The organism is Mesonia sediminis (genome assembly GCF_042684705.1).
GTDB lineage: Bacteria > Bacteroidota > Bacteroidia > Flavobacteriales > Flavobacteriaceae > Mesonia > Mesonia sediminis.
In genome coordinates this window covers 613,483-636,879 of the sequence record NZ_JBHULZ010000041.1, presented here as the reverse complement: position 1 = coordinate 636,879, position 23,397 = coordinate 613,483, and the positions used below count along the sequence as shown (strand labels likewise).

The 23,397-nt window shown below is 34.7% G+C and carries 21 protein-coding genes; 4 read left to right on the top strand and 17 right to left on the bottom strand.

What is annotated here, in order from left to right; translation table 11 throughout:
- Window positions 1–41 precede the first annotated feature (41 nt).
- From ACFSQ0_RS10950 to wecC, 14 genes are all read right to left on the bottom strand, one after another.
- A complete protein-coding gene (locus ACFSQ0_RS10950) occupies window positions 42–359 on the bottom strand; it encodes a GIY-YIG nuclease family protein (RefSeq protein WP_379048195.1) in 318 nt (105 codons plus the stop codon).
- 105 nt (window positions 360–464) lie between these two features.
- Window positions 465–782 (bottom strand): GIY-YIG nuclease family protein, encoded by a 318-nt coding sequence (locus ACFSQ0_RS10945; RefSeq protein WP_379048195.1) that lies wholly within the window; start codon window positions 780–782, stop codon window positions 465–467.
- Between the two features lie 105 nt (window positions 783–887).
- The gene (locus ACFSQ0_RS10940) at window positions 888–1,205 is read right to left on the bottom strand and encodes a GIY-YIG nuclease family protein (protein ID WP_379048192.1); all 318 of its coding nucleotides are present in this window, start codon (window positions 1,203–1,205) and stop codon (window positions 888–890) included.
- A 132-nt stretch (window positions 1,206–1,337) separates the two neighbouring features.
- A complete protein-coding gene (locus tag ACFSQ0_RS10935; protein ID WP_379048189.1) occupies window positions 1,338–2,516 on the bottom strand; it encodes a glycosyltransferase family 4 protein in 1,179 nt (392 codons plus the stop codon).
- Window positions 2,497–3,582: a glycosyltransferase gene (locus ACFSQ0_RS10930; RefSeq protein ID WP_379048186.1), complete on the bottom strand. Its 1,086-nt coding sequence runs from the start codon at window positions 3,580–3,582 to the stop codon at window positions 2,497–2,499. The genes ACFSQ0_RS10935 and ACFSQ0_RS10930 overlap by 20 nt, the downstream gene beginning before the upstream one ends.
- The gene (locus ACFSQ0_RS10925) at window positions 3,579–4,463 is read right to left on the bottom strand and encodes a glycosyltransferase family 2 protein (RefSeq protein WP_379048183.1); all 885 of its coding nucleotides are present in this window, start codon (window positions 4,461–4,463) and stop codon (window positions 3,579–3,581) included. Before ACFSQ0_RS10925 ends, ACFSQ0_RS10930 begins: the two co-directional genes overlap by 4 nt.
- A 3-nt stretch (window positions 4,464–4,466) precedes the next feature.
- Window positions 4,467–5,516, bottom strand: a complete 1,050-nt coding sequence (locus ACFSQ0_RS10920; RefSeq protein ID WP_379048180.1) for an EpsG family protein — start codon at window positions 5,514–5,516, stop codon at window positions 4,467–4,469.
- A 9-nt stretch (window positions 5,517–5,525) separates the two neighbouring features.
- Window positions 5,526–6,692 carry a glycosyltransferase gene (locus ACFSQ0_RS10915; RefSeq protein ID WP_379048177.1) on the bottom strand — a complete coding sequence of 389 codons (1,167 nt, stop codon included), beginning with the start codon at window positions 6,690–6,692 and terminating at the stop codon, window positions 5,526–5,528.
- The gene (locus ACFSQ0_RS10910; RefSeq protein ID WP_379048174.1) at window positions 6,689–7,819 is read right to left on the bottom strand and encodes a glycosyltransferase; all 1,131 of its coding nucleotides are present in this window, start codon (window positions 7,817–7,819) and stop codon (window positions 6,689–6,691) included. The genes ACFSQ0_RS10915 and ACFSQ0_RS10910 overlap by 4 nt, the downstream gene beginning before the upstream one ends.
- On the bottom strand, window positions 7,816–8,793 hold the full coding sequence (locus ACFSQ0_RS10905) for a glycosyltransferase family 2 protein (RefSeq protein ID WP_379048171.1): 978 nt from the start codon (window positions 8,791–8,793) through the stop codon (window positions 7,816–7,818). The genes ACFSQ0_RS10910 and ACFSQ0_RS10905 overlap by 4 nt, the downstream gene beginning before the upstream one ends.
- A gap of 9 nt (window positions 8,794–8,802) precedes the next feature.
- On the bottom strand, window positions 8,803–9,930 hold the full coding sequence (locus tag ACFSQ0_RS10900; RefSeq protein ID WP_379048168.1) for a polysaccharide pyruvyl transferase family protein: 1,128 nt from the start codon (window positions 9,928–9,930) through the stop codon (window positions 8,803–8,805).
- A gap of 4 nt (window positions 9,931–9,934) precedes the next feature.
- Window positions 9,935–10,954, bottom strand: a complete 1,020-nt coding sequence (locus ACFSQ0_RS10895) for a nitroreductase family protein (RefSeq protein WP_379048165.1) — start codon at window positions 10,952–10,954, stop codon at window positions 9,935–9,937.
- Between the two features lie 7 nt (window positions 10,955–10,961).
- Window positions 10,962–12,491, bottom strand: a complete 1,530-nt coding sequence (locus tag ACFSQ0_RS10890; RefSeq protein ID WP_379048162.1) for an oligosaccharide flippase family protein — start codon at window positions 12,489–12,491, stop codon at window positions 10,962–10,964.
- Between the two features lie 36 nt (window positions 12,492–12,527).
- Window positions 12,528–13,736 carry a UDP-N-acetyl-D-mannosamine dehydrogenase gene (wecC, locus tag ACFSQ0_RS10885; protein WP_379048159.1) on the bottom strand — a complete coding sequence of 403 codons (1,209 nt, stop codon included), beginning with the start codon at window positions 13,734–13,736 and terminating at the stop codon, window positions 12,528–12,530.
- A gap of 1,141 nt (window positions 13,737–14,877) precedes the next feature.
- Here wecC and ACFSQ0_RS10880 point away from each other — a divergent pair.
- The 3 genes from ACFSQ0_RS10880 (at window position 14,878) to ACFSQ0_RS10870 (ending at window position 18,684) form a co-directional block, all read left to right on the top strand.
- Window positions 14,878–16,296: an MBOAT family O-acyltransferase gene (locus ACFSQ0_RS10880; protein ID WP_379048156.1), complete on the top strand. Its 1,419-nt coding sequence runs from the start codon at window positions 14,878–14,880 to the stop codon at window positions 16,294–16,296.
- Between the two features lie 5 nt (window positions 16,297–16,301).
- Window positions 16,302–17,255, top strand: coding sequence for a hypothetical protein (locus ACFSQ0_RS10875; RefSeq protein WP_379048153.1), 954 nt, complete (start codon window positions 16,302–16,304; stop codon window positions 17,253–17,255).
- A gap of 1,267 nt (window positions 17,256–18,522) precedes the next feature.
- Window positions 18,523–18,684 (top strand): DUF1328 domain-containing protein, encoded by a 162-nt coding sequence (locus ACFSQ0_RS10870; RefSeq protein ID WP_379048150.1) that lies wholly within the window; start codon window positions 18,523–18,525, stop codon window positions 18,682–18,684.
- Window positions 18,685–18,727: 43 nt separating this feature from the next.
- Here ACFSQ0_RS10870 and ACFSQ0_RS10865 read toward each other — a convergent pair whose 3' ends face one another.
- Together ACFSQ0_RS10865 and ACFSQ0_RS10860 are read right to left on the bottom strand one after the other, a co-directional pair.
- Complete coding sequence (locus ACFSQ0_RS10865) at window positions 18,728–18,907, bottom strand: CPXCG motif-containing cysteine-rich protein (RefSeq protein WP_147861070.1); 180 nt, start codon at window positions 18,905–18,907, stop codon at window positions 18,728–18,730.
- Between the two features lie 10 nt (window positions 18,908–18,917).
- A complete protein-coding gene (locus tag ACFSQ0_RS10860) occupies window positions 18,918–20,843 on the bottom strand; it encodes an ABC-F family ATP-binding cassette domain-containing protein (protein WP_379048146.1) in 1,926 nt (641 codons plus the stop codon).
- Between the two features lie 67 nt (window positions 20,844–20,910).
- On the opposite strand from ACFSQ0_RS10860, the gene ACFSQ0_RS10855 reads away from it, so the two are divergent.
- Window positions 20,911–21,312: a DUF983 domain-containing protein gene (locus ACFSQ0_RS10855; RefSeq protein ID WP_147861068.1), complete on the top strand. Its 402-nt coding sequence runs from the start codon at window positions 20,911–20,913 to the stop codon at window positions 21,310–21,312.
- Here the strand turns inward: ACFSQ0_RS10855 and ACFSQ0_RS10850 are convergent.
- On the bottom strand, window positions 21,278–22,324 hold the full coding sequence (locus ACFSQ0_RS10850; protein ID WP_379048143.1) for an NAD(P)/FAD-dependent oxidoreductase: 1,047 nt from the start codon (window positions 22,322–22,324) through the stop codon (window positions 21,278–21,280). The genes ACFSQ0_RS10855 and ACFSQ0_RS10850 overlap by 35 nt on opposite strands.
- Window positions 22,325–23,397 lie beyond the last annotated feature (1,073 nt).

Genomic DNA, 23,397 nt, shown 5'->3' with positions numbered 1-23,397 from the left:
AATAAACTAGTTGTCACCCTGAATTTATTTCAGGGTCTCATTCAAGGGTCTAGGTCTGAGCCCAAAGGTTTATATAAATCTTTCCATTCAGGATTATCTTGTTCTATTAAATTAATCTTCCATTGCCGGTGCCAGTTCTTTAATTGTTTTTCTCTTGCTATAGCATCTTCTATATATTGAAATTCTTCAACATACACTAAGCGCTTTAGTTTATATTTTGAGGTGAATTTGCTTCCTTCTCCATTTATATGCCGTTCCATTCTATCATCTATTCCTCCAGTTACACCGATATACAATACACCTTTAGGTTTATTTGTTAAAATATATACTGTATAATTGTGGTATGTTCGTTGGGGCATAAATCTATTTTATTTAGATGCTGAAACAAGTTCAGCATGACAAGGGATTGGTTCAGGATGACAAAATAAACTAGTTGTCACCCTGAATTTATTTCAGGGTCTCATTCAAGGGTCTAGGTCTGAGCCCAAAGGTTTATATAAATCTTTCCATTCAGGATTATCTTGCTCTATTAAATTAATCTTCCATTGTCGATGCCAGTTCTTTAATTGTTTTTCTCTTGCTATAGCATCTTCAATATATTGAAATTCTTCAACATACACTAAGCGCTTTAGTTTATATTTTGAGGTGAATTTGCTTCCTTCTCCATTTATATGACGTTCCATTCTATCATCTATTCCTCCAGTTACACCGATATACAATACACCTTTAGGTTTATTTGTTAAAATATATACCGTATAATTGTGGTATGTTCGTTGGGGCATAAATCTATTTTATTTAGATGCTGAAACAAGTTCAGCATGACAAGGGATTGGTTCAGGATGACAAAATAAACTAGTTGTCACCCTGAATTTATTTCAGGGTCTCATTCAAGGGTCTAGGTCTGAGCCCAAAGGTTTATATAAATCTTTCCATTCAGGATTATCTTGTTCAATTAAGTTTATTTTCCATTGTCGATGCCAGTTCTTTAATTGTTTTTCTCTTGCTATAGCATCTTCTATATATTGAAATTCTTCAACATACACTAAGCGCTTTAGTTTATATTTCGAAGTAAACTGACTAGCCTTGCCTTTTATATGACGTTCCATTCTATCATCTATTCCTCCAGTTACACCGATATACAATACACCCTTAGGTTTATTTGTTGAAATATATACTGTATAATTGTGGTATGTTCGTTGGGGCATAAATCTATTTTATTTAGATGCTGAAACAAGTTCAGCATGACAAGTCTTTTCTATTTTCCAAACCTTTAAATCCTTATGTGTTTTCATATTTATTGGTTTACTGGTTCACTAGTCTACTGGTCTACTGGTTCACTAACCCCTAACTCCCAACCCCCGATACTCTTCCAACAAAGCCTCCCAGACTTTTTGGCGTTCATAGCGGGTGGTGATTAAATTTCGGGCGTTGCTTTTTAATTGTTGGTACAAATTCTCGTTCTGCATTAGTTCCTGCATGGCATTTTGCAAAGCTTTCGTATTTTTTGGGGGAATGATGATTCCGTTTTTATTGGGGATAATGATTTCATTGCATCCGTTGATATCGCTTACAATAGCCGGTAAGCCCATGGCGCCTGCTTGCATGACTACATTGGGGAAGCCCTCGCGGTAACTAGGAAAGGCCAGGGCGTCACTCACCGCCAAATAGGGGCGTACATCTTCCTGGTAGCCCACCGAAATAATAGCGGCATTGGATGCTATTGCTTCAAGCGTTTCTTCGTGTAAAGGGTCAAGCTCTGTTTCTAAAGGACCCACTAGTAACAATTTAGCATTTTGTTCTGAAATACCGCCTTTCAGTTTTAAATTTTGAAAAGCTTGAACTAACTCATTTATGCCCTTATCGGAAACTAAGCGACCGACAAAGATGAAAACAAAATCTTCATTTGAAATTCCAAGAGTTTCCCTTAATTCATTTTTGGAGTTGTCATCATAAAGCAGCGGATCAAAATGGGAGGTATCGATGCCGTTCACATTCCCATTCGCTAAAATTTTCAATGGCTTTTTAGTAATGTTGTAATTTATTAAATCCTGACGCACCCCTTGACCTTCGGGGTATATATGCGTTGCACAACGGCATAAAAGGCGGTCTGTTGCGATTAACACCTTTTGCTTTGCTCCTGTTTGCGAAGGAAAAATTAGACCAGTAAACGTATGCAAACGGAATGGCACCCCCGTAATTCTTGCCGCTAACATAGATAGCAAGCCTGCTTTAGGTGTAATGGAGTGAACTATTTGTGGCTTTTCTTTACGAAATAACCTTATCAATTTCCACAAAGATATTAAATCTTTAAGTGGACTGATACCTCGCTGCATGCGAACTGCTTTTACCACAACCCCTTCTCTACGCTCTATTTTTTGCAATAAATCCTGTGGCGGTGACGAAACACCCACAATCTCAAAGTATGAAGACAAAAAATGCAACTGACCCTCAAGTAATTTATCAAGAGATATAGGTACAGTCGTTACGCGGATGAGTTTAGGCAAGGATTTGTTCATACAATTGTATGTATTGGTTTACCATTATTTGAATGTCATACTGTGCCGCTCTTTTCTGGCAGGCTTCAACTATTTTTTGGTTAAATATTGGTTCATGCTTTAGCTTTAAAATTAACTCCGCTAATGTTTCGGCGTCACCTACAGGGAACAGTAAGCCTGCATCTTTAACAATTGGAGCCAAACCTGGCACATCACTAGCTATAAATGGCCTGCCTGATGCCATACCTTCAATACTCGACAAAGACATGCCTTCATAATGAGAGGATAACACCACGATATCAGCCGTTTTTAATAACGCTGGCACGTCGTTGCGATTGCCCAAAAAGCATACCCTATTCGATAAACCCAAACGAGTAGCTAACGCCTCGCAGTTTTCTCTTTGGGGGCCATCACCCACCAATATTAGTTTTACTGTTTCAGGTAAAATTGACAAGGCTTTAATTACAGTGGCTTGGTCTTTCGGATATTTAAAAGAAGAAACTTGAATAACAAGAAAATCTTTTTGACTTAAATTCAGCTGATCGCGACTTTGAACCTCTGCTTTTTTATATTTTAATATATCTACACCATTATTTATTTTAAATACCTTATCAGACGATAATGAAATATGTTTTAATAAGGCACTTTCAACTTCATCAGCTATTACGGCTATACTATCAAATTTTGAATAGATATACTGCTCAATTGGTTTACTAAATCGATTACGAATGCGGCGATTAGAAGTACTATGCTCTGTAAAAATCAATTTTGTAGAAGCGCCACTCCATTGTTTAGCCAAAACTGCCCAATATTGTGCAGGAAAAAGGTGTACATGCGCTATATCGTATTGACCAATAATTTTAGCAATCTTAAAAATATGATTTGGTTGATATACAGAACCACTTCCTAGTTTATAAATTTTACAACTATCCATTGCTTCTAGTTGCTGCATAAAAGGATAATCTTCATCTTTCAGCACTAAAACATCCATCTCTATACCCGCCTCACGGTATAAGGACAAGCTGTCTAAAAGCAACTTCTCGGCACCACCTGTTGCTAAACTATCTATGATTTGCAGAATTTTCATGCGTGTTTTCGCTTATCGTTTAAATACATTAAGTAACCCAAAGGTAACAAGGGAAGCGACCAAATACCTATTTTCTTTATCTTACTGCAAATATTAACTTCTTTAGTATTCAAGGAAAACCTCCAATAATTTATAGCCGCCTTTACTTTTTCTTTTAGCGGTATGTTATAATTCGCTAATTCGGCATAATGTAACATGCTCGCTTGTGGTGAATGCATTCTTATTTTAACGATTTTCTCTGTAAGCCCACCCTCAATATATTCGGTAATGTATAAACCCAAATTTATAAATTTAAGATTATACCGTTGTGATATTCGGTTCCAGATTAATGCTTCCGGACAAAATTTTTCTTGCTTAAATTCTGGAAATAGATATTGTTTCAAGACGTCAGTTTTAAAAATCTCTACCAAATCACCTTGAATTTTGTGTTTATAACGTATATTTAAAGAATCACTTAGAATAGCACCTCTAAATTCATTCCCAACAATTTGTCCGTTATGATAAGCTCGACGAATAGCGATCCCCCCTAAATTTTTATCGGTTTGGATTTCGTTGAGTAAAGGAACTAAACATTTTACTGTCTCAGCTTTTAAAAAATCATCAGAATCCAAAATTAAAAAAAACTCACCGTGAGCTAATTTTACGCCCTTATTAATAGCACGGTGTTTACCCCCATTAGCTTGTTTATGATAACGAATGTTAAATCTATTTTCAACTGCTTGAAAATTTTCTACAACTTTTTCCGTCTGGTCTGTACTGCCATCATCCACTATTAGCCACTCAAAATCAAAACTCGTTTGTTTGCATAAACTTGCAAATACTCGTGGCAATAAATGGGCACGATTGTAGGTAGGTGTGAATATGGTAATTTTAATATTCATAAATTAAAGTATAAAATGCATAATAGCGCTAAATGCAATAATACCTACTAATATAAACGCTACAAAGTTTCTGTTAGATATTTCTAGGTTGTACTTTAATAGTGGCAACAGCAAAATAAAAGGTATTAGAAACCAACTTAAATAAGCCATTCGGTCAGAAAAGTTCATACGAATATTTAATAGCCAAAAAGCATTAACAAACAGATAAAGATTAAATAAACGAGTGTACAGATTTTCTTTGATACCTTGTTTATTTATAAAATAATTACCGGCTATAATAGGTATTATTGAATACGCAACAAAATCTACCCTAAACCCGGTTTTGTATTGAAGGTTTTTATCGGAAAGATATAGATTACCTCTCTCGTCAAAATCACCCAAAATTGTTTGTATAATTTCTGAAACACCGCCAATATTAATTAGTGAAATCAACAAAGCAAATAGCCAAAGTTTTAAATAAAAGTTTGGACGATTATAATATCCCGTTAAAACATAGGCAAAAAGTGGTAACGCTATTGATTTATGGCTGAGAACGGCACAAATCGATAGTAAGATAAATAAGAATTTTTTTTTATGATATGAAATTGCAATAAGTAGTAGAGACAATGAAAATCCTGCTCTAATAGTGTTTATACCGTAGGTAAGAAAACCGAATGAAGACACACATGCTAAAAATAAAAAAAACCTATGCCTAGGAGGAACAGTTTTTTTTATAAAGACATAATAACCAACTATGTATATGAAAGCTGTAATCAAAAAAAACAGTGCTGAAGAATCATATATTATTTGAGAAACATGGTTATAAAATGCCCAACCTAAATCCTTTTGCGATGAATACGATGCATAACTAAAGTTTTTAAACTGAGCTAGATAATTATATTTATCACCGTAAACTTCTATTGGTGAAAATGCAATTGAAAAAACGACAAATAAAATTAAACCTGTCATAACAAAACTTGGCCAAGAAGGCAAATTATGATAGGTTTTACCGAATTTTAAATTCAAAAAAGTAAAAAAAACTACAACGATAAGTACATAAAAGTAAAAATTCAAATTTTATTCTTATTTAATAAGTTTATATAATTTTTCTAATTCCATAGTTGTGTCTTTTTGACTAAAACGCAATGCATTTACGTACTTTCTACGTAATTCAAAATCGGCTAATATTTCTTCAATATGAAAAGCGATATCTTGTACGTCCATCGCGCATATACTTGCATTTATTCTATGTCTAAATTGATCGTTTACGGTTGAAAAATTGGTCACTACAATAGGTTTAAGCAAAATTTTAGCTTCATCTAAAGCAATAGATTTCCCTTCAAATCGAGATAAATGCACAAAAATATCTGACTGTTTAATAAATGGATAGGGATTAATTTGCACGCCTAAAAATATAATATTTTTCTCTAATTTATGATACGTCACTAAAGAGGTTACGTATTGTCTATTTGCAATTTCCCCTATAAAATACCACTTAAAATTGATCCCCCGACTTTTTAATATACTTGCAGCACCCATGGCCAAATCAAAGCCTTTTGCTTTAGAAACATGTCCTACTGAGATAAGTTTCTCAAAATTTACATCTAAACTTTCCAAAACTTTTTCATTTGCCCAATTACGAATTAATTTAGGAGATGTTATATTTTCAAATAAACCAATCTTATTTTTTTCTTGGGGAAAATACTTTATTAAACTTTCTACACACTTATTCGAAATTGTAAAAATAAAATCTGCCTTGGGCATATACCTTTTATCCATAGAATAGTAGTGAGGCCATTTACCGTAATCACTATGAAAAAATGTAACCTTTTTTTTAGCCTTTACACGATCTATTAAATAATACAATTGATGTTGACCATTAAAATCAACCGCTAAGTCATACTTTTTGTTTAATTTTTTAATTCTCTTAGATAAAATCCAAGCACCTATCCCTTTATTAAAAAACATTATACCAGCACCTAAAAACCGAACTATAGCATCTAAAAAATAACCATATTTTAGAAGCTTTGGAATGTTGTATGGAAAATCAAGAAAAAACAAAGATATTCTTTTATCCTTTATTATATTTATTTCAGAAGGTATTGTATCCATAAAAACCCCTGCTGGGTTTAATATAAAAAGATCTACGTCATATGTTTTAGTGTCAACCACGTTAAGTAAGTTACTCATACTTTTCGAAACGCCACCACTTTCCATATTGCTGATAATGAATAATACTTTCTTTTTCATTTAGCTAATATATTGGATATTAAAATATCAAATTCCCGTACCGTATTATTTACACTGAAATCGTTGGCTCTTTCGAAACCTACTCTTTGATAATATTGACGCAACTCTTTATCTTGAATCATGGTTAATACAGCTTTATATATAGCTTCTTCATTCTGTTCACAGAGAATACCATATTTATTGTTTTGAATTATTTCCGTAGGTCCGGCTGTTCTTGTTGCAACAACCGCTGTACCTAAACACATCGCTTCACAAATAACAAGGCCAAAACCTTCATAAGCTGAACACGAAAGCAATAGATCTGCTTTCTTAATATTTGGATATGGATTCTTTACAAAACCTAAAAATTCAACCATTTCTAACACATCTAACTTTTTTGCAAGATTTTTTAAATCTTCTTTCAACTCTCCGTCACCAATAATCTGGAAATGCACCCGAATATTTGCTTTTTTAAATTTTGCGGCTAGACGAATTATCCGCTGAGGCTGTTTTTGTAAGGTTAATCTACCAACAAAAATAATAGTGAAACGATTTTCTTTATTTAAATGAAACTCCCTAGCCAACAACTTAATTTTTTCTATATCTAAAGGATTGTAAATTACTTTCTTTTCAGTATCACAATTCGGAAATCTTTGATTAAAAGCAACTAAAGAATCGTTTGAAACACAAACAACTTTATCCATTTTATTATATGCTTTTACTTCCTCATTAGCATAAAATTGACTTTTGGTATAATGGAAATTAAACAAATCACAATGAACCCATGTCAATTTTTTAGTTTTAGTGTTTAATAATGCGTGGAGTTTTAGTGGCATCCCCTCTAAAAAACTAATTTCTACATCATATTTTTTTGAGATTTTCTTAGACAGAACTCTTTTAAACAAATAATTACTAATCCCCCATTTAGATAACCTTAAAGCTAATTTATACTGCCAGGTGTACGTTGAGTAAAGTGGAATAATATTTACAAAAGCCGGCACTTCGCGTAAGAGAACCCCTCCATTAACTATTATACATAAATCAACCTCATATCTATCTCTATCTAAATTTGCTAATAAATCTAACAACACTCGTTCAGCCCCTCCACCTCCAAGTTCCCCGTAAATAAAGAGTAGTTTTATTTTCATGAATGTAATAGTTTATAATACAAATAAATTAGACGGGACGATTGCATACGCATTAAACTTTTCAATATTGTATTAATTTTTAAATTAACGATATGGTCATAGCAATCTGTATAATAATCACTATTAACTATTTTTCTTATTGTATTTATTTTTTCTAGTCTACTCTGGTTGGAATCTTTATGCAGTGTATTAGCAAACATTTTAAGAACAGTTTGAAGTGTAAACTCTCTAACAGTTTTTAAATCTGCGGTTTCTCGAACGTATTTAAGTAATTCTTTATGAACATTACCCACATGTAAGAAAGGCTTGTGGAACCTGTTCGATGAAGAATCAACGTGCGCAACATAATTATAACCGAAATAATCGACTAATTGAACATATTGGATATGTTTTGCATATTCAATATTAAATACAAGATCTTCCTGATAGGTTATTCTTTCATCAAACTTAATGTCGTTTTTACTTATGGTGTTTAAATTATACAACCTAGCGCAAGGTGAGCTGAAAGCGTCATGCGCTAATAAGTCTAAAAAGTCTGTATTTCTAATTTCTTTTGATTTATAAACTTCAAGCAATTTTTGAAATAAGGGATTCTTAGATGCTATAGCACTTCTAACTTGTTGCATCCCTCCGATTGGCCAGCTATTTTCTCTATAACAGCTTGTTAATTGGTATAAAAAATCTTTTTTAATATAATCATCCCCATCAATAAAGGCAATTAATTCTCCATTAGCCATTTTCAACCCTAAATTTCTTGCCGAACTAACCCCTCCATTTGTTTTATGATAGACTTTTATCCGTTTATCACGGTTTACAAGTGTTTCGCAAATTTCTCCGGTAGTATCAGTTGAACCATCATTAACCAATATAATTTCAATTTCACTATAAGATTGTTTCAAAATACTGTTCACACATTTTCTTAAGTATTCTGAAACATTATAACATGGTATTATAACAGATACAAGTTTATTCATTATTTAGGGCTATAAATTCTTTAATAGGAAATCCTTAGACTCCTTCCTAAGTCGATCCAGTTTAGGTACTACTTCAGCATAGTTAGGTTGAGAATAAAGTAATTCTAAATTTATTTCTGTAAAGTCATAGATTAGTCGTTCTTCTAGTCCTAACTTTTTTAGAATGGATTGAAATCTAGAAGCACCTCTTTCTCTATTTACTAAAGAAATGAATGGTTTATTATTAATTATTGAAAAGACGGTACCATGAAAAGAATCTGTAATTACAAATTCCGCATCTCTAAATCCTTGTAACCAACCCTCGATGGGTGGTTTGATGTAATCTTCAATATTGTTGCTTTTAGGATTTCTTTTTGTATACTTAGATTGGTTTTTAGCAACTTCTAAATTTAATTGCTTTGCACATCTATCGATTAATGTTAATTTTTCTTCCGATTCATCCAACACATAAGTAAATAGGCCTAGTTTTTTTTTAGGTTGTTGTATAAGTTGACTATAATCCTCTGCGTTTAAGAGTAACGTTGGGTCTAATACAAGAACTGCATCTTTTCTATTTAGATGTTGACTACATAAATTAATTCCAGAATCTTCTCTTACAGAAATAGCATCAAACTGCTGTACTAATTCTGAACAAATATTCGTTTGAGAGTACGAATATTCCCATTCCTCAGTACCAAAAGAAGCAGCATAAGCTATTTTTTTTAGTTTTGAACTTTTTCCTAAGAAATCCAAATAAAAATTAAAAATATTAGGAGAATACTTTGGTCTCCAAACTTGATCACTACCTACTACCACAGCGGTAAAATTCTCACGATCAAAATAATTCTTCAAGGCTGCTGTAGATTTTATATTAAAGGAAAGATTTATATTTTTTTTTATAAATGCCTTATTATTCACTAATATTCTACTGGAATCAAAATACCGAGGATTGTTTGGTTGGAAAACTTTTCTTATGAGAAAGCTCTTCAATTTACTTGCTAAAACTTTAATTTCTGAATGGGGGTTATCGTACTCTCTGCTTATAGTAATAGTTTCATGTCCAAAATCTTCAAGCACTCTTTGCAAGGCATAGTTTTGGATAATTCCACCATAATTATGCCTTAAAGGTTGAGTTAAAATGGCTATTTTCTGTTTCATCTCTTTAAATCATTTTGAAATTTTCATTACAGGTTCTTCTTTTGGAAAGTGTGGATCTAAATTTATCGGGTAATTTTCCTATTGGTATGAAACAAATAATTTTTTCTGATTCAGGTAAACTTATTATTTTGGCGAGAGCTTTTTCCTCCGCATAAGTTTTCCCCCAATTAGCAGGACAATTACCAACTTTATAATAATGTAGAGCATATAATAGATTCATTAAATAAACCCCGCCATCGATGTAAAATTGATTTCTTTCCCCTACCGTATAATAATATTTTCGGTTATTTGTCAATATTAGTAATTGACTGACACCTTCGGTATATCCTTCAAATCCACCTTGTATTTTAAGTGCTTTATCAATTTTAGTTTTATCTTGTAATAAATAAACACTATTCGCCTGTCTATTACAAACGGATGGGGCTGTGTTAGCTAAAGTAATTACCTTATTTAAAATTTCTTTAGAAATTAATTCCCCTGTAAAATTTCTTGTGCTTTTTCTAGTAAACGCGAATACTTCGAAAGGATCTCTATTTGATTTGAAAAAGCTTTCCTTGGTCCATTCTTTAATACCATTAAAGTGGTTATCATAATTTGACTTTAAAATCGATTTGTAAAAATTATATTGCTCTGCACTGAATAAATTTTCAATTTCAAAACCAGCATTTTGATGTAATTCGTAATATTGACACATTAATTGATAACCAACTCTAATTTGACTCCTATTACAATTATTCATAATTTCCTTGTCTTTTAGCAACTTATGTAAGTTTCGAATGCGATATGCGGCAAAACCTTTTTTCATATTTTTAAATAGCATTCCCTTTTCAAGAGAATGGTAATTAAGAATAATATCAGCTTCTTTATTTTCTAAATCCTTATTTTTGAAAATTATTGAATACCTTTTATATAATAAATAATCCTTTAAAAAATTTATAATTAAATCTATTCCTAAAACTTTCTTACGTATAAAATCAAAAAAACTTATATAATAAGGTCTTGCTAAATCTTTAATTACACTCATAACTGTTTCATTCTTTGATCTTAAATAACTGTTTCTTCAAAATAGTGAAAAGCATTTTTTTTTCATTTTTCGTTATACCTAATAATATAATGATTCCTATGGTTATGAACCCAACAGCGCCGACTCTCAGAATGAAATTAACGAGATTTAATATTTGATCAAATTGATAATTAGTAAAAAGCATGTAGATTATTATCGAAACAATTATAACTCTAAAAATTACATCTGTCATAAAATTTTTAATGCTTAAACCTATCATATTAACTAAAAAAAGAACTCTAAAAATCAGAGCAAATATAGAATTACTTATTAAAACCCAATAGACATTCACAGGCTCATTTGTAAGTTTAAACACAATCCAGACAACAGGTAAAGTCAAGAATATAAAACTTCCAATAATAATTTGATACCATTTTATTTTCCCCGTAGCTTGCGCCACACTCATTAGAGGGTTAGCTATTGTTTCAATCAATGAGTAGATCAATGCTAATTGAATAAATTGTGTAGTATATTTCGGCACTTCTTTAAGCCATAAGTTTATCACATAATCTATATTTACTAGAAGTGGTACAATTAAAATAAGCATGCCAAAATATGAAAATTTTGCACTTTTAAACATTAAATTAAGGGAAGCCTGCTTATCGCCTTTTGAGTAGTTTTTAACAATTTGAGGGTTTACAGCTGTTTGAAAATTGCTGATAAAATTATTTATTATACCTTGTACCATAAGTGTTAAGCTATAGGCAGCATTAGCAATAGGCCCAAAGAATAAATTAAGCAATATATTACTTCCCTGACTTCTGGCAACAGCAGCAATATTTCCAAATAAATTCCAGCCGGAATAGCTTAGCAACTCTTTATAATAAGTTTTATCGTAATAAAATTTATAAATTGATTCTTTGAACTTCTTTTTGCAATAGATTTTATAAGCCATTCTTATTATGAAGGAAACAGCGAATGTAAGAATGGCATAAAGAATTAACCTGTCACTATCTGCTTGAACTAGATAGAGAACGATTATAAGCTTTAATAAAGTTTCTAAGATGCTAACATAGGCATAAACATTCATATGCTCGCGTGCAATCAACAATGCATTATAAGGCACCTGTATGACGTTTAGAATAAAAGTAAAAACAGAAAACTGAAACACCCAATTAGCTGCTATCATTCTATCCGGTGGAATATCTAATTTATAATTCACAAACCATAAACCAATAGTCTCAGATAATAATAAAATAATTAAAGCAACCAAAAAATGAATATTAAGGGTGGCATTAAATGTTTCTTGAAGTTTTTGAATATCATTTCTTCCTATATCAAAAGAGAGATATCTTTGGGTTGCAGAGCTCATTGCAGAATTTAGAAATGCAAACATTGTAACTATCCCTCCTACGAGACCATAAATACCATAGTCAACCGCTCCTAACGCCTCTAAAACTAAACGCGAAGTGTATAAACCAACAGCCATGGTAAGAAACATCCTTAAGTAAAGGAAAAGCGTGTTTTTTGCTATACGTTTATTCTCACTTATAGCCATATTTGCAATTTTAAACTTTTATAATTGGCTAGCAACTTACTCCCTCAACCCACAAAAGTCCAACACCACTTGTTGGGGGTTTAGGTTTAGGTTTTTAAACTCATCGTGTGCCACCAGTAGAGCGACGATATCGGCTTGTTGGGCGGCCGTTTGGTAGTCGGTTATTTTAAATACCTGGTGGTCTTTTATATTGGGTTCTACAATAAAGTAGGTTTCGTCTTGGGCTTCTTGCAATACTTTTTGCACAATGTATTTGGCCGGTGACTCCCGCAGGTCGTCGATATTGGGTTTAAACGCCAGTCCCATTAAAGCGATGGCCGGTTGACGCCCGTGCTTTAGCTGAAAGTCGTGTTTGGCTTGTTTGATTTGCTGGGCACACCAGAAGCTTTTATAATTGTTGATCTCACGGGCTTTGCCTATGATTTGCGATTCCATAGGAAACTCGGAAGTGATAAAATACGGGTCAACGGCAATACAGTGTCCGCCTACCCCACAGCCGGGTTGTAGGATATTTACTCTAGGATGTTTATTGGCCAATTGTATGAGTTCCCACACGTTGATATCGGCTTTGTCGCAAATCAGCGAAAGCTCATTAGCAAAAGCGATTTGCACATCGCGGCTAGCATTTTCGGTGAGTTTACACATTTCGGCCGTACGTGCGTTGGTCGCATGCAAGTCCCCTTTTACAAACTGCCGATAAAAAGCGATGGCTTTTTGGGTGCTCGCCTCATCTACCCCACCAATCACACGGTCGTTGTGTACCAACTCGTGCATCACATTGCCCGGCAGTACGCGCTCGGGACAGTAAGCGACATGTAGGCTCTGCGCCAGTTCGGGACGCTCGGCGATGATGAGTTGCTGCATTTTTTCGGTTGTTCCCACCGGTGAAGTGGACTCGATGATATATAAGTCGCCTGGTTTAAGCAGCGGAATAATACTACGGGTAGCCGCCTCTACATAAGAGATATCGGGTTCGTGATTCCCTTTAAAAGGCGTAGGCACCACAACGAGGTAGGTATCGGCTGCTTGAGCTTGGGTACCGGCTTTAAAATAGCCGCTGTGTACTGCCTGTTCTAGCACCTCTTGCAAGCTAGGTTCTACAATATGTATTTTCCCTTGGTTGAGGGTTTCTACCACCTTGGGATTGATATCCACGCCCCATACGGGGATTTGATTTTGAGCGATCAAAGCCGAGGTAGGCAGGCCGATATAGCCCAAACCGATTGTGGTTACAGCAGGTTTCACAAATAAGGTGTTTTTGGTTTATTTTCAGGCTGCTAAGATAGTAGGTTTAAAGGAAATCGAAAGCGTTTTTTCGGCTTTTCTGTTTAACGGTAGTGGTTGGGATTTTAATTGAAAATAAACTCGCTACTTTTCGACGTGTTCTCGATACTTCGCATTTTTGTTCTATCGCCCAAAAATCCGAAACTCGAACTGACAAGGCGTGGCTATTTTATAAAAGAATAAATAGGCATACCATTTTAAATCGGCCTATCGAAAATAGCGCGTAAAATTGGCAGTGCAGTAAGCGTTAAAAATTTTAGGCTGTTTGAGACCGATTGGAAATCGGGTGAGTTCCTAAAATTTAGCTTGCAAACATACAATTTAGCGCTAGTTTCGTAAGCCTAGACTTTTTTGCTACTTTTTTCGGCAATGGAAAAAAGTAGAGGAATAAGAAATGGATATTTTGGGCTTTCGATTAGTAGCGTATAATAATGGTAACTATAAAGATATTCGCTACTTTTCGACTAGCTCTCGATACACGTTCTTATGGCTCTCGCCATAAAATCACACTCGAGCTGACAGGGCGTGTTTTAGAGTTATTTTACACACCAGCAGCCCACGTCAAAAAGCGTTTCAAAGCAGCGCTTTGTAATCTTTTTCTTCAGTATAACTTGTGTTTTGCGTGAAGAATTGGTGAAGCCTTGGAGCCAATTTAGCAAGATACAAGTGGTTTTCAGCTTGACTGAAAAATACCTCAGAAAAAGTGTACTTTCTTTTGTTTCGTTTTCTCCTGTATCCGACGAGCGCAGCGAGAGGAATACACCGTAAAGAAAATGAAAATTAGGACATAGCAAGCTCTTTAGTCCTTAATAGTTCGGATAAATATCTAAAATCTAATTAAAACCATGGGAATATAAAATATAGGCAGCGGAGTTTAAAAGAAAAGCTTGAAATTCTATCCTGTTCTGAAGAAACATGAGTTGTTTCTGCCTACACAAAACCATTGCCAAAAAATTTAGACTCATGGATAAATTCCATCAAAATCAAGAGAAAATTATTTTTAAATAAATTAATTAGTAGTTTTGAGACCGTTTGCTGTTGGGCTTCATTTTGACTAAACAAACTTCCATTCATAAATTAAAATCTAAAACTATTAATTACAATGCTGTTTAATTCATTCGAATTTTTGATTTTTTTCCCTATCGTTTTTACTGCCTACTGGCTTTTAAATAAAGATTTAAAAAAGCAAAATATTTTATTATTACTTTCAAGTTATATCTTTTACGCTTGGTGGGATTGGAGATTTCTATCTTTAATCATTGTTAGTTCATTTATAGATTTTACTGCAGGCTCAAAAATATTTAATTCTAAAACTAAAAAACAGAGAAAGAATTGGTTGTTAGTAAGTTTATTTGCAAACCTGGGATTATTATCCGTTTTCAAATATTATAATTTTTTCGCTGAATCATTTGCTGACTTAGCTAATGTGTTTGGTTGGCAACCAAACGATTTAACTTTAAATATTATCTTACCTGTAGGTATAAGTTTTTATACGTTTCAAACTTTAAGTTATACTATTGATATCTACAGGAAACAATTTCAGCCAACAAATGATATCATTTCATTTTTCACTTATATAGCTTTTTTCCCACAGTTAGTTGCAGGTCCAATTGAAAGAGCTTCCAATTTATTACCGCAAATAGAAAAAAAGAGAGTATTTAAAAAAGAATGGTTTAATGAAGGGATTATTCAAATATTGATTGGTCTATTTCGTAAGATAGTTATAGCAGATACCCTTGGTGCATATGTAGACACTGTGTATGGTGGCATTGAGATATATAACTCTACTACTATTATTTTAGGAACTTTCTTATATGCTTTTCAAATTTATTATGATTTTGCTGGTTATTCAGATATTGCCATTGGAACAGCAAAACTAATAGGGTTCAAATTTAATCAAAATTTCAATTTACCTTATTTCTCTAAATCACTTACTGAATTTTGGAGAAAATGGCATATGTCTTTATCATATTGGCTAAGAGATTATTTGTATATTTCTTTAGGAGGAAACAGAAGAGGAATTAAAATCACCTACCGAAACTTAATGCTCACAATGTTACTCGGTGGTTTATGGCACGGTAGTTCTTGGAATTTTATAATTTGGGGGGGAATACACGGAATTGTGCTGAGCGTTGAAAAATATTTAAAATCTAATCAAAAGCTAAAATTACCAAATAAATTAAATTTCTTAGGATATTCAATTACATTTACTATTGTTTTGTTGTCTTGGGTCTTTTTTAGGGCACAGGATTTAAATTCCGCGACCTTAGCAATTAAAAAAATCCTTCAATTTAACTTCTCTACTCCTTTTATCGGAGATATTAATGTCGTTGTAAATTCTATAATTGTCCTGTCTATCGGAATATTATTTGACCTTTATCTATTTAACAAAAGAATTGACTTAGAAGATTTTGCCGCTAAATTTAGTATTACGAAGATTGCTATTATAGCTTCTATCATAATACTATTGATAAACCTATTTTACTCAACCTCGAACAATTTTATATATTTTCAATTTTAAAACGTATGAACTCATCTTCGCTAAAACATATTATTAAAATCATTATATTAATTCTTATCATTTCATTTGTTGTAGACAAATTAGTTTTTTATGGTCTTAATAAAATAAGTGATAAGGTTTATACTGGTCAAAGTATCGGTAAATTAAATCAATATTTACAAATAAAGGACGATTTGGAATTTTTTGTTTTTGGAAGTTCTAGGGCAAATCACAATATAGACCCCATCAAAGTATCTGAACATAGTTTTAACATGGGTATGGATGGACGGAAATTGGCGTATTCTGCCACTTTAATTAAACTTTTGCCAAATGAAAAAAAACAAACAATCTTATTGCATATTGACCCAGAAAATGCATTCAATAAAAATTATTCAGGAGACGATATTCTTGCTCTATCTTCAAAATACAATAGAAACAGTCTTATAAAGCAAGAAATTGACAAATTAAAGCACGACAATTTATTACAAAATTTTTATTGGAGTCTAAGTTACAATAATAAAGTTATAGGAATACTTAAGAACTATTTAAAGCCAAAATATAATTATAAAACTTATTCTGGATATGACCCTATTTATGTAAATGAAAATCAAAGAGAAATTTTTCAAAATATTCTCGAAAAAGATGAAAAAGAAACGAGTGAAAAGGAGATTGACTGTCAAAAAGAATTAGTTTTAAACGAAATATATTATGCTTATATAAATGAACTAAGTGAATTCTGTAAAGAAAATAATAAAACACTTATCATTTTTACTTCACCAGTATTTGATGATGGCTGTTCCGATGATAATATTGAATTAAACAAAATCTTAAAAAAAAAGAACTTAGATTATTATGACTTTACAAATTTTTTTAAAGAAAATAATAATCTTGAATATTGGAAGGATAAAACACACCTATCAAATAAAGGTGCTGAAATATTTTCAGAAAAAATTAAATCAATATTCGATAAAAATCGATAGCCTAAAAACTTAGGGTTCCTTTAGCCAGTACAGCTTGTTACTATATTTTTTTTCGAGAACCTAACATGAAAGCCGTGTTGACTAATCAGTTTGTTTGCTGTCGGCACTATGGGAACTAAAAAAGTATTCGCTACTTCGCTACGCAGTAGTTCCAACGCTTCGGGATTTTCTTTATACAAGTAAAGAAAATAAAAATTAGGACATAGTATTATTTATGAATTGTAAAAGAGTAACTTTTGAAAATATAAATAAACTCACTACTTTTCGACTTTACCTCGATACAAGAGTTTTTGCCTATCGTCAAAAACTCCCACTCGGTGTGACAAGGCGTGGTTTTCTTCTAAAAAAATAAATAGAAATACCATTTTAAATCGGCCTATCGAAAATAGGGCGTAAAATTGGCAGTGCAGTAAGCGTTAAAAATTTTAGGCTGTTTGAGACCGATTGGAAATCGGGTGAGTTCCTAAAATTTAGCTTGCAAACATACAATTTAGCGCTAGTTTCGTAAGCCTAGACTTTTTTGCTACTTTTTTCGGCGATGGAAAAAAGTAGAGGAATAATAATTAGATATCTGTGGCTTTCGATTAGTAGCGGATAATAATGGCAACTATAAAGATATTCGCTCCTTTTCGACCGTGTCTCGATACACGTTTTTATGGCTCTCGCCATAAAATCACACTCGAGCTGACAGGGCGTGTTTTAGAGTTATTTTACACACCAGCAGCCCACGTCAAAAAGCGTTTCAAAGCAGCGCTTTGTAATCTTTTTCTTCAGTATAACTTGTGTTTTGCGTAAAGAATTGGTGAAGCCTTGGAGCCAATTTAGCAAAATACAAGTGGTTTTCAGCAAAGCTGAAAAATACCTCAGAAAAAGTGTACTTTCTTTTGTTTCGTTTTCTTTATACAAGTAAAGAAAATGAAAATTAGGACATAGTATTTTCAATGAATTGTAAAAGAGTAACTTTTGAAAATATAAATAAATTCGCTACTTTTCGACTTCACCTCGATACTTCGCATTTTTGTTCTATCGTCAAAAACCCGCACTCAGTGTGACAAGGCGTGGTTTAAAACTGAAGATAATAAAAGCCTGATTCCGAAGTCTTAACGACTTTTAACAAGTGTTAGCTTATTTTGTTAAAAGCAGCCCAAATAAGAATTTATTAAGAATTACGCAAGTATTGTCTTTGTACTTTAGTCAAAGATTAAAGCAATGACGTCAAATTTTTTTAATCTGTAAATCAATTAACACAAACTAAAAACTGAATATTATGATACGTTGGATTGTTATTTTTTTAATTATCGCCTTAGTTGCAGCTGTTCTAGGTTTTGGAGGCATTGCCGAAGGAGCTGCTGATATTGCCCAAATCATCTTCTATATCTTTATAGTACTGCTAGTAATCTCGCTAGTGATGCGCCTATTGCGTAAATAATAAATCATATCGGGTGCTAATAGTATTCTATTGGCATCCCTTTTTATTGCTCGATACTACGGGCATTGAGCTGCACTACCTGCTGATTTTCACAGCTTACCGATAATTCTATAGGGTTGCAGCAGATCTCACAATCTTCAATATAAGTCTGACTCTGTGAAGGGTCTATCAACATGCTGATTTCTTCCCAGCAATACGGACATTGAAAAAAGTGTTCTTCCATAACTTTTGCTTTATTCGCTTTGCTTTTCGTCTATTTCCAATTGCACCGCTTCCCAATCGTTCATCAAAGCTTGCAAGCGTTTTTTCTTTTTATCGTACCGATCAAAAAACTGCGTATCTGCCACAGTCTGGTCGTAGTCGGTTGCTAAAGCCACATCGTCTTCTTTGATTTCCCGCTCCAATTGGTTGATCTTAGATTCTATATTACTTAATCTGTTTTGTAAAGACTTTAATTGCTTTTGCTCGGCATAGCTTAATTTTTCTTTTGAAACTACAGCTTGCGCGGATTTTTTCTCGGGCTGAGTTTTCTTTTCTACTTCACGAAGGTTTTCTACCTTACGTTCAGCCAAATAATCGTCTATATCGCCCAAATATTCTTTGATCTGATGGTCTTTAAACTCCAATACCCGCTGGGTGAGTCCTTGCAAGAAATCTCTATCGTGCGAAATTACAATCAGCGTACCTTCAAATTGAATCAGCGCTTCTTTAAGCACCTGTTTCGATTGGATATCCAAGTGGTTGGTAGGCTCATCCATTACCAGCACGTTAAGCGGTTGCAACAACATTTTGGCTAAAGCCAAACGGTTACGCTCTCCACCCGATAGCACCTTTACCTTTTTTTCGATATCATCACCACGAAACAAGAAGGCTCCTAGAATATCGCGTACGCGGGTGCGGTTTTTCTCATTGGCCGCATCGATCATAGTTTGGTGTACGCTAATATCACCATCTAGGTATTCGGCTTGGTTCTGGGCAAAGTAACCGATTTGCACATTGTGTCCCAGTTTGAGTTCGCCCTCATAATCGATTTCTCCCACAATGATTTTGGCTAAAGTGGATTTTCCCTGACCGTTTTGACCTACAAAAGCCGTTTTGCTGTTGCGTTCTACAATCATCGAGAAGTCTTTAAAAACTTGATTATCGCCATAAGACTTGCCCAATTGCTTGGCTTCTAAAATGATTTTACCCGGGTTTACCGATACCGGAAACTGCAGGTTCATCACACTATGGTCGTCTTGGTCTACTTCAATCCGATCGATTTTGTCGAGTTTCTTGATAAGCGACTGCGCCATAGAAGCTTTGGAGGCTTTGGCCCTAAACTTTTCGATCAGTTTTTCGGTTTGCTCGATTTCCTTTTGCTGATTTTTTTGTGCTGCCAACTGCTGCTCTTTGCGTTCGGCACGTAGCTTAAGGTATTGGGTGTAAGGCTTGTTGTAATCGTAGATACTGCCTAAACTGATTTCGATAGTCCGGTTGGTTACATTATCTAAGAACATCTTATCGTGCGAAACAATCACCACGCATCCGCTGGTGGTTTTTAAAAAATCTTCTAACCACAAAATGCTTTCGATATCCAAGTGGTTGGTCGGCTCATCCAATAGTAACACGTCGTTGTTCTGCAAAAGCAATTTAGCCAATTCTATACGCATACGCCAACCTCCACTAAAGCTCTCGGTAGGTTTATCGAAATCGCTTCGGCTAAAGCCCAGCCCCTGCAACACCCTTTCGGTATCGCCTTGGTAATTGTAACCGCCTAACATTTCGTATTGCTGCTGCACCTCGTTCACCGCCACCATTAACTCGTGATATTCTTCGCTCTCATAATCGGTGCGTGTAGCCAATTGGTGATTGATTCCTTCCTGTTGGCGCTCTAGGGCTTTGATTTTAGTAAACGCCTGGTAGGCCTCTTCGAGTACACTGCGTCCCGCCTCAAAATCTATATCCTGTCGCAAGAAACCGATTTGTAAATCTTTGGTTTTAGCCAGTTGGCCCTCACTGGGTTCTAAATCGCCAGCCAAAACTTTGAGCATAGTCGATTTTCCAGCTCCGTTTTTACCGACTAGACCCACGCGATCGCCGGCATTTAAACGATAGGAAATGGACTCAAATAGGTATTCCCCCTGAAAACTGACACTTAATTGATGGATATTTAGCATTTGTGTAACCTTTGTAACCTTAATTATGGCAAAGATGACTAATTTTGTAGTGCAAAAAAAGAAAGCTATGAAATTTCTAAAAGGATCGAAGCTGTACAGCATATTCACGGGTACCTGCCCGGTGTGCCAAGAAGAAAGTATGTATAAAGATAGTAACCCCTATCATTTAAACAAGGTTTTTGAAATGCAGGAGCATTGTGGGCACTGCGGAACTAAATACAAAATAGAGCCTTCGTTTTTTTATGGTGCCATGTATGTAAGTTACGCTTTGGGAGTAGCCTTTTCGGTAGCTGCTTTTATCATCAGCTATGTATTTATCGGCAGCAGCCTGATGACCAGTTTTTACGTGATTATAGGTACGCTAATTGTCCTGATGCCGATTATCATGCGTTGGTCGCGCAATATTTGGATCAATTTCTTTTTAAGCTATGACCCTAAGGCTGTCGAGAAGCATAAAAACGCTCAATAGCCAATTCGCTAGGTAGGGGCTGTTGTTTTTCGCTATAAGCCACTAACATACGTCCCATTTCGGGCGCGTACAAAATTCCACGGCTGCCAAAACCATTGAGCACATACAATTGCTCGTGTTCTTGGTGCCTACCCATAACCGGTTTACGGTCGCCCAATGTAGGACGTACGCCTGCCAGCTGATCGACAACCTCAAAATCGCAGTTTATAATTTGCTTTAGCTTTTTTATGATTTCGCTTTTTGCGGATGCGCTGGGTTGCTCATCTTCAAATTTACGCGCATAAGTAGCCCCCACTTTATAGCGATTATCGCCTAAGGGAATGATAAAATAACCGGCCTTTACCACTTGCTCTAATTGCAATTGCGGAGAATGGATAATCAAATACTCGCCCTTATTGGGTACAATAGGTAAATCTTTAAAATAGGGATTGTTTTTGATTTGTGCCCCTTCACAAAACACCAGTTTATCGGCTTTTATATCAGCATATTGCACTCCGTCTTCGCGGATTTCTAACTGCTGGTAATCGAAGCTGGCAGCCGTATAAGCCTTTTGTTTCTGCAATTCATTTTTTTGATTTTGGAGTAACTGAGCGATATTCAGTAAACCCGTGCCTTGGGTTTGGCCCGCTTGGTGTTCCGCTTGTAGACTGTTAGGCAAGATTTTGACCAACTCACTAGCCAGAAAAGCTTTAGCTTTTGGGCGTTCACATGCCATAAACCAATCGTTTTGCTCTTGTTTATTTTTAAAAGGCCTCAAGAACGGCATAGGAGTAAACGGATTCGGTTCGAAAGACTGGTACACTTGCATTGCCTGCTCATACCAGTACTCCCCTTTCCAACTCATATTGAATTTCTTTAATACAATCGGATTTACGAGTCCGCCAGCCACCAAGGAAGCCGGATTTTTAGCTGCATCGATTACATGAAACGACCGCTTTGCTTCTTTAAGCGCTTGATGTACGGCAAAACCTGCCAGGCCGTAGCCTACAATGAGGTAGTTTACTTTTTTCATAGGACAAAGGTAGGATTTTGTCTTGATTATTATGCGTTCTAACTAACCAGGCTTATGGATACTAGTTTATTTTATGCTATAGTTTTAAAAAAACAGAAACTTGAACTGACAAGGCAGGTTTTAAACGCCCTGTCACTTCGAGTGGGCCAGCTTAGCCAACAGGCATTTTTAATGCCGTAGTTGGACTTGCTGGGTTGTATCGAGAAGTAGTTTAATTAGAACTAAAAAAGTATTCGCTACTTTTCGACTGTGTCTCGATACTTCACATTTTTGGTTTACCAACAAAAATGCGAAACTCGACATGACAAGGCAGGTATTAAACTACTACTTACATGGCACGACCTTAAGGGAGTCCCGAGTATTCGGGGCTTCGATACACGGGTGTTTGCCTATCGCCAAAACCCGCACTCAGTGTGACAAGGCAGGTTTTAAACTACTACGTACTTAGTGCCACCTTTTGGGAGTCCCGATTTTTCTGGTGTCTGTCACTTCGAGTGGGCCAGCTTAGCCAACAGGCATTTTTAATGCCGTAGTTGGACTCGCTGGGTTGTATCGAGAAGTGAATGAAACTACACCCCTCACACTCCCAATCAAAATCCTGTTTCCAACAAAATACTACAAATTCTTTCTGTTCATTTTTGCTTGATAAAAAACGAAGCAAAAAATAAATTCGCTACTTTTCGACTTTACCTCGATACAAGAGTTTTTGCCTATCGTCAAAAACTCCCACTCGGTATGACAAGGTGGGTTTTAGAGTTATTTTATACACCAGCAGCCCACGTCAAAAAGCGTTTCAAAGCAGAGCTTTGCAATCTTTTTCTTAAGTATAACTTGTGTTTTGCGTGAAGAATTGGTGAAGCCTTGGAACCAATTTAGCAAAATACAAGTGGTTTTCAGCTTGCCTGAAAAATACCTCAGAAAAAGTGTACTTTCTTTTGTTTCGTTTTCTCCTGTATCCGACGAGCGCAGCGAGAGGAATACACCGTAAAGAAAATGAAAATTAGGACATAGTATTTTCAATGAATTATATGGAAGTAGGTTATGAAAACTAAAAAAAAATACTACCCATCGCT

Excerpts from the sequence above, each read along its gene's own strand:
- ACFSQ0_RS10950 (WP_379048195.1), bottom strand. The coding sequence starts at position 359 with ATGCCCCAACGAACATACCACAATTATACAGTATATATTTTAACAAAT.
- ACFSQ0_RS10945 (WP_379048195.1), bottom strand. The coding sequence starts at position 782 with ATGCCCCAACGAACATACCACAATTATACGGTATATATTTTAACAAAT.
- ACFSQ0_RS10940 (WP_379048192.1), bottom strand. The coding sequence starts at position 1,205 with ATGCCCCAACGAACATACCACAATTATACAGTATATATTTCAACAAAT.
- ACFSQ0_RS10935 (WP_379048189.1), bottom strand. The coding sequence starts at position 2,516 with ATGAACAAATCCTTGCCTAAACTCATCCGCGTAACGACTGTACCTATA.
- ACFSQ0_RS10930 (WP_379048186.1), bottom strand. The coding sequence starts at position 3,582 with ATGAAAATTCTGCAAATCATAGATAGTTTAGCAACAGGTGGTGCCGAG.
- ACFSQ0_RS10925 (WP_379048183.1), bottom strand. The coding sequence starts at position 4,463 with ATGAATATTAAAATTACCATATTCACACCTACCTACAATCGTGCCCAT.
- ACFSQ0_RS10915 (WP_379048177.1), bottom strand. The coding sequence starts at position 6,692 with ATGAAAAAGAAAGTATTATTCATTATCAGCAATATGGAAAGTGGTGGC.
- ACFSQ0_RS10910 (WP_379048174.1), bottom strand. The coding sequence starts at position 7,819 with ATGAAAATAAAACTACTCTTTATTTACGGGGAACTTGGAGGTGGAGGG.
- ACFSQ0_RS10905 (WP_379048171.1), bottom strand. The coding sequence starts at position 8,793 with ATGAATAAACTTGTATCTGTTATAATACCATGTTATAATGTTTCAGAA.
- ACFSQ0_RS10900 (WP_379048168.1), bottom strand. The coding sequence starts at position 9,930 with ATGAAACAGAAAATAGCCATTTTAACTCAACCTTTAAGGCATAATTAT.
- ACFSQ0_RS10895 (WP_379048165.1), bottom strand. The coding sequence starts at position 10,954 with ATGAGTGTAATTAAAGATTTAGCAAGACCTTATTATATAAGTTTTTTT.
- ACFSQ0_RS10890 (WP_379048162.1), bottom strand. The coding sequence starts at position 12,491 with ATGGCTATAAGTGAGAATAAACGTATAGCAAAAAACACGCTTTTCCTT.
- ACFSQ0_RS10880 (WP_379048156.1), top strand. The coding sequence starts at position 14,878 with ATGCTGTTTAATTCATTCGAATTTTTGATTTTTTTCCCTATCGTTTTT.
- ACFSQ0_RS10875 (WP_379048153.1), top strand. The coding sequence starts at position 16,302 with ATGAACTCATCTTCGCTAAAACATATTATTAAAATCATTATATTAATT.
- ACFSQ0_RS10870 (WP_379048150.1), top strand. The coding sequence starts at position 18,523 with ATGATACGTTGGATTGTTATTTTTTTAATTATCGCCTTAGTTGCAGCT.
- ACFSQ0_RS10865 (WP_147861070.1), bottom strand. The coding sequence starts at position 18,907 with ATGGAAGAACACTTTTTTCAATGTCCGTATTGCTGGGAAGAAATCAGC.
- ACFSQ0_RS10860 (WP_379048146.1), bottom strand. The coding sequence starts at position 20,843 with ATGCTAAATATCCATCAATTAAGTGTCAGTTTTCAGGGGGAATACCTA.
- ACFSQ0_RS10855 (WP_147861068.1), top strand. The coding sequence starts at position 20,911 with ATGAAATTTCTAAAAGGATCGAAGCTGTACAGCATATTCACGGGTACC.
- ACFSQ0_RS10850 (WP_379048143.1), bottom strand. The coding sequence starts at position 22,324 with ATGAAAAAAGTAAACTACCTCATTGTAGGCTACGGCCTGGCAGGTTTT.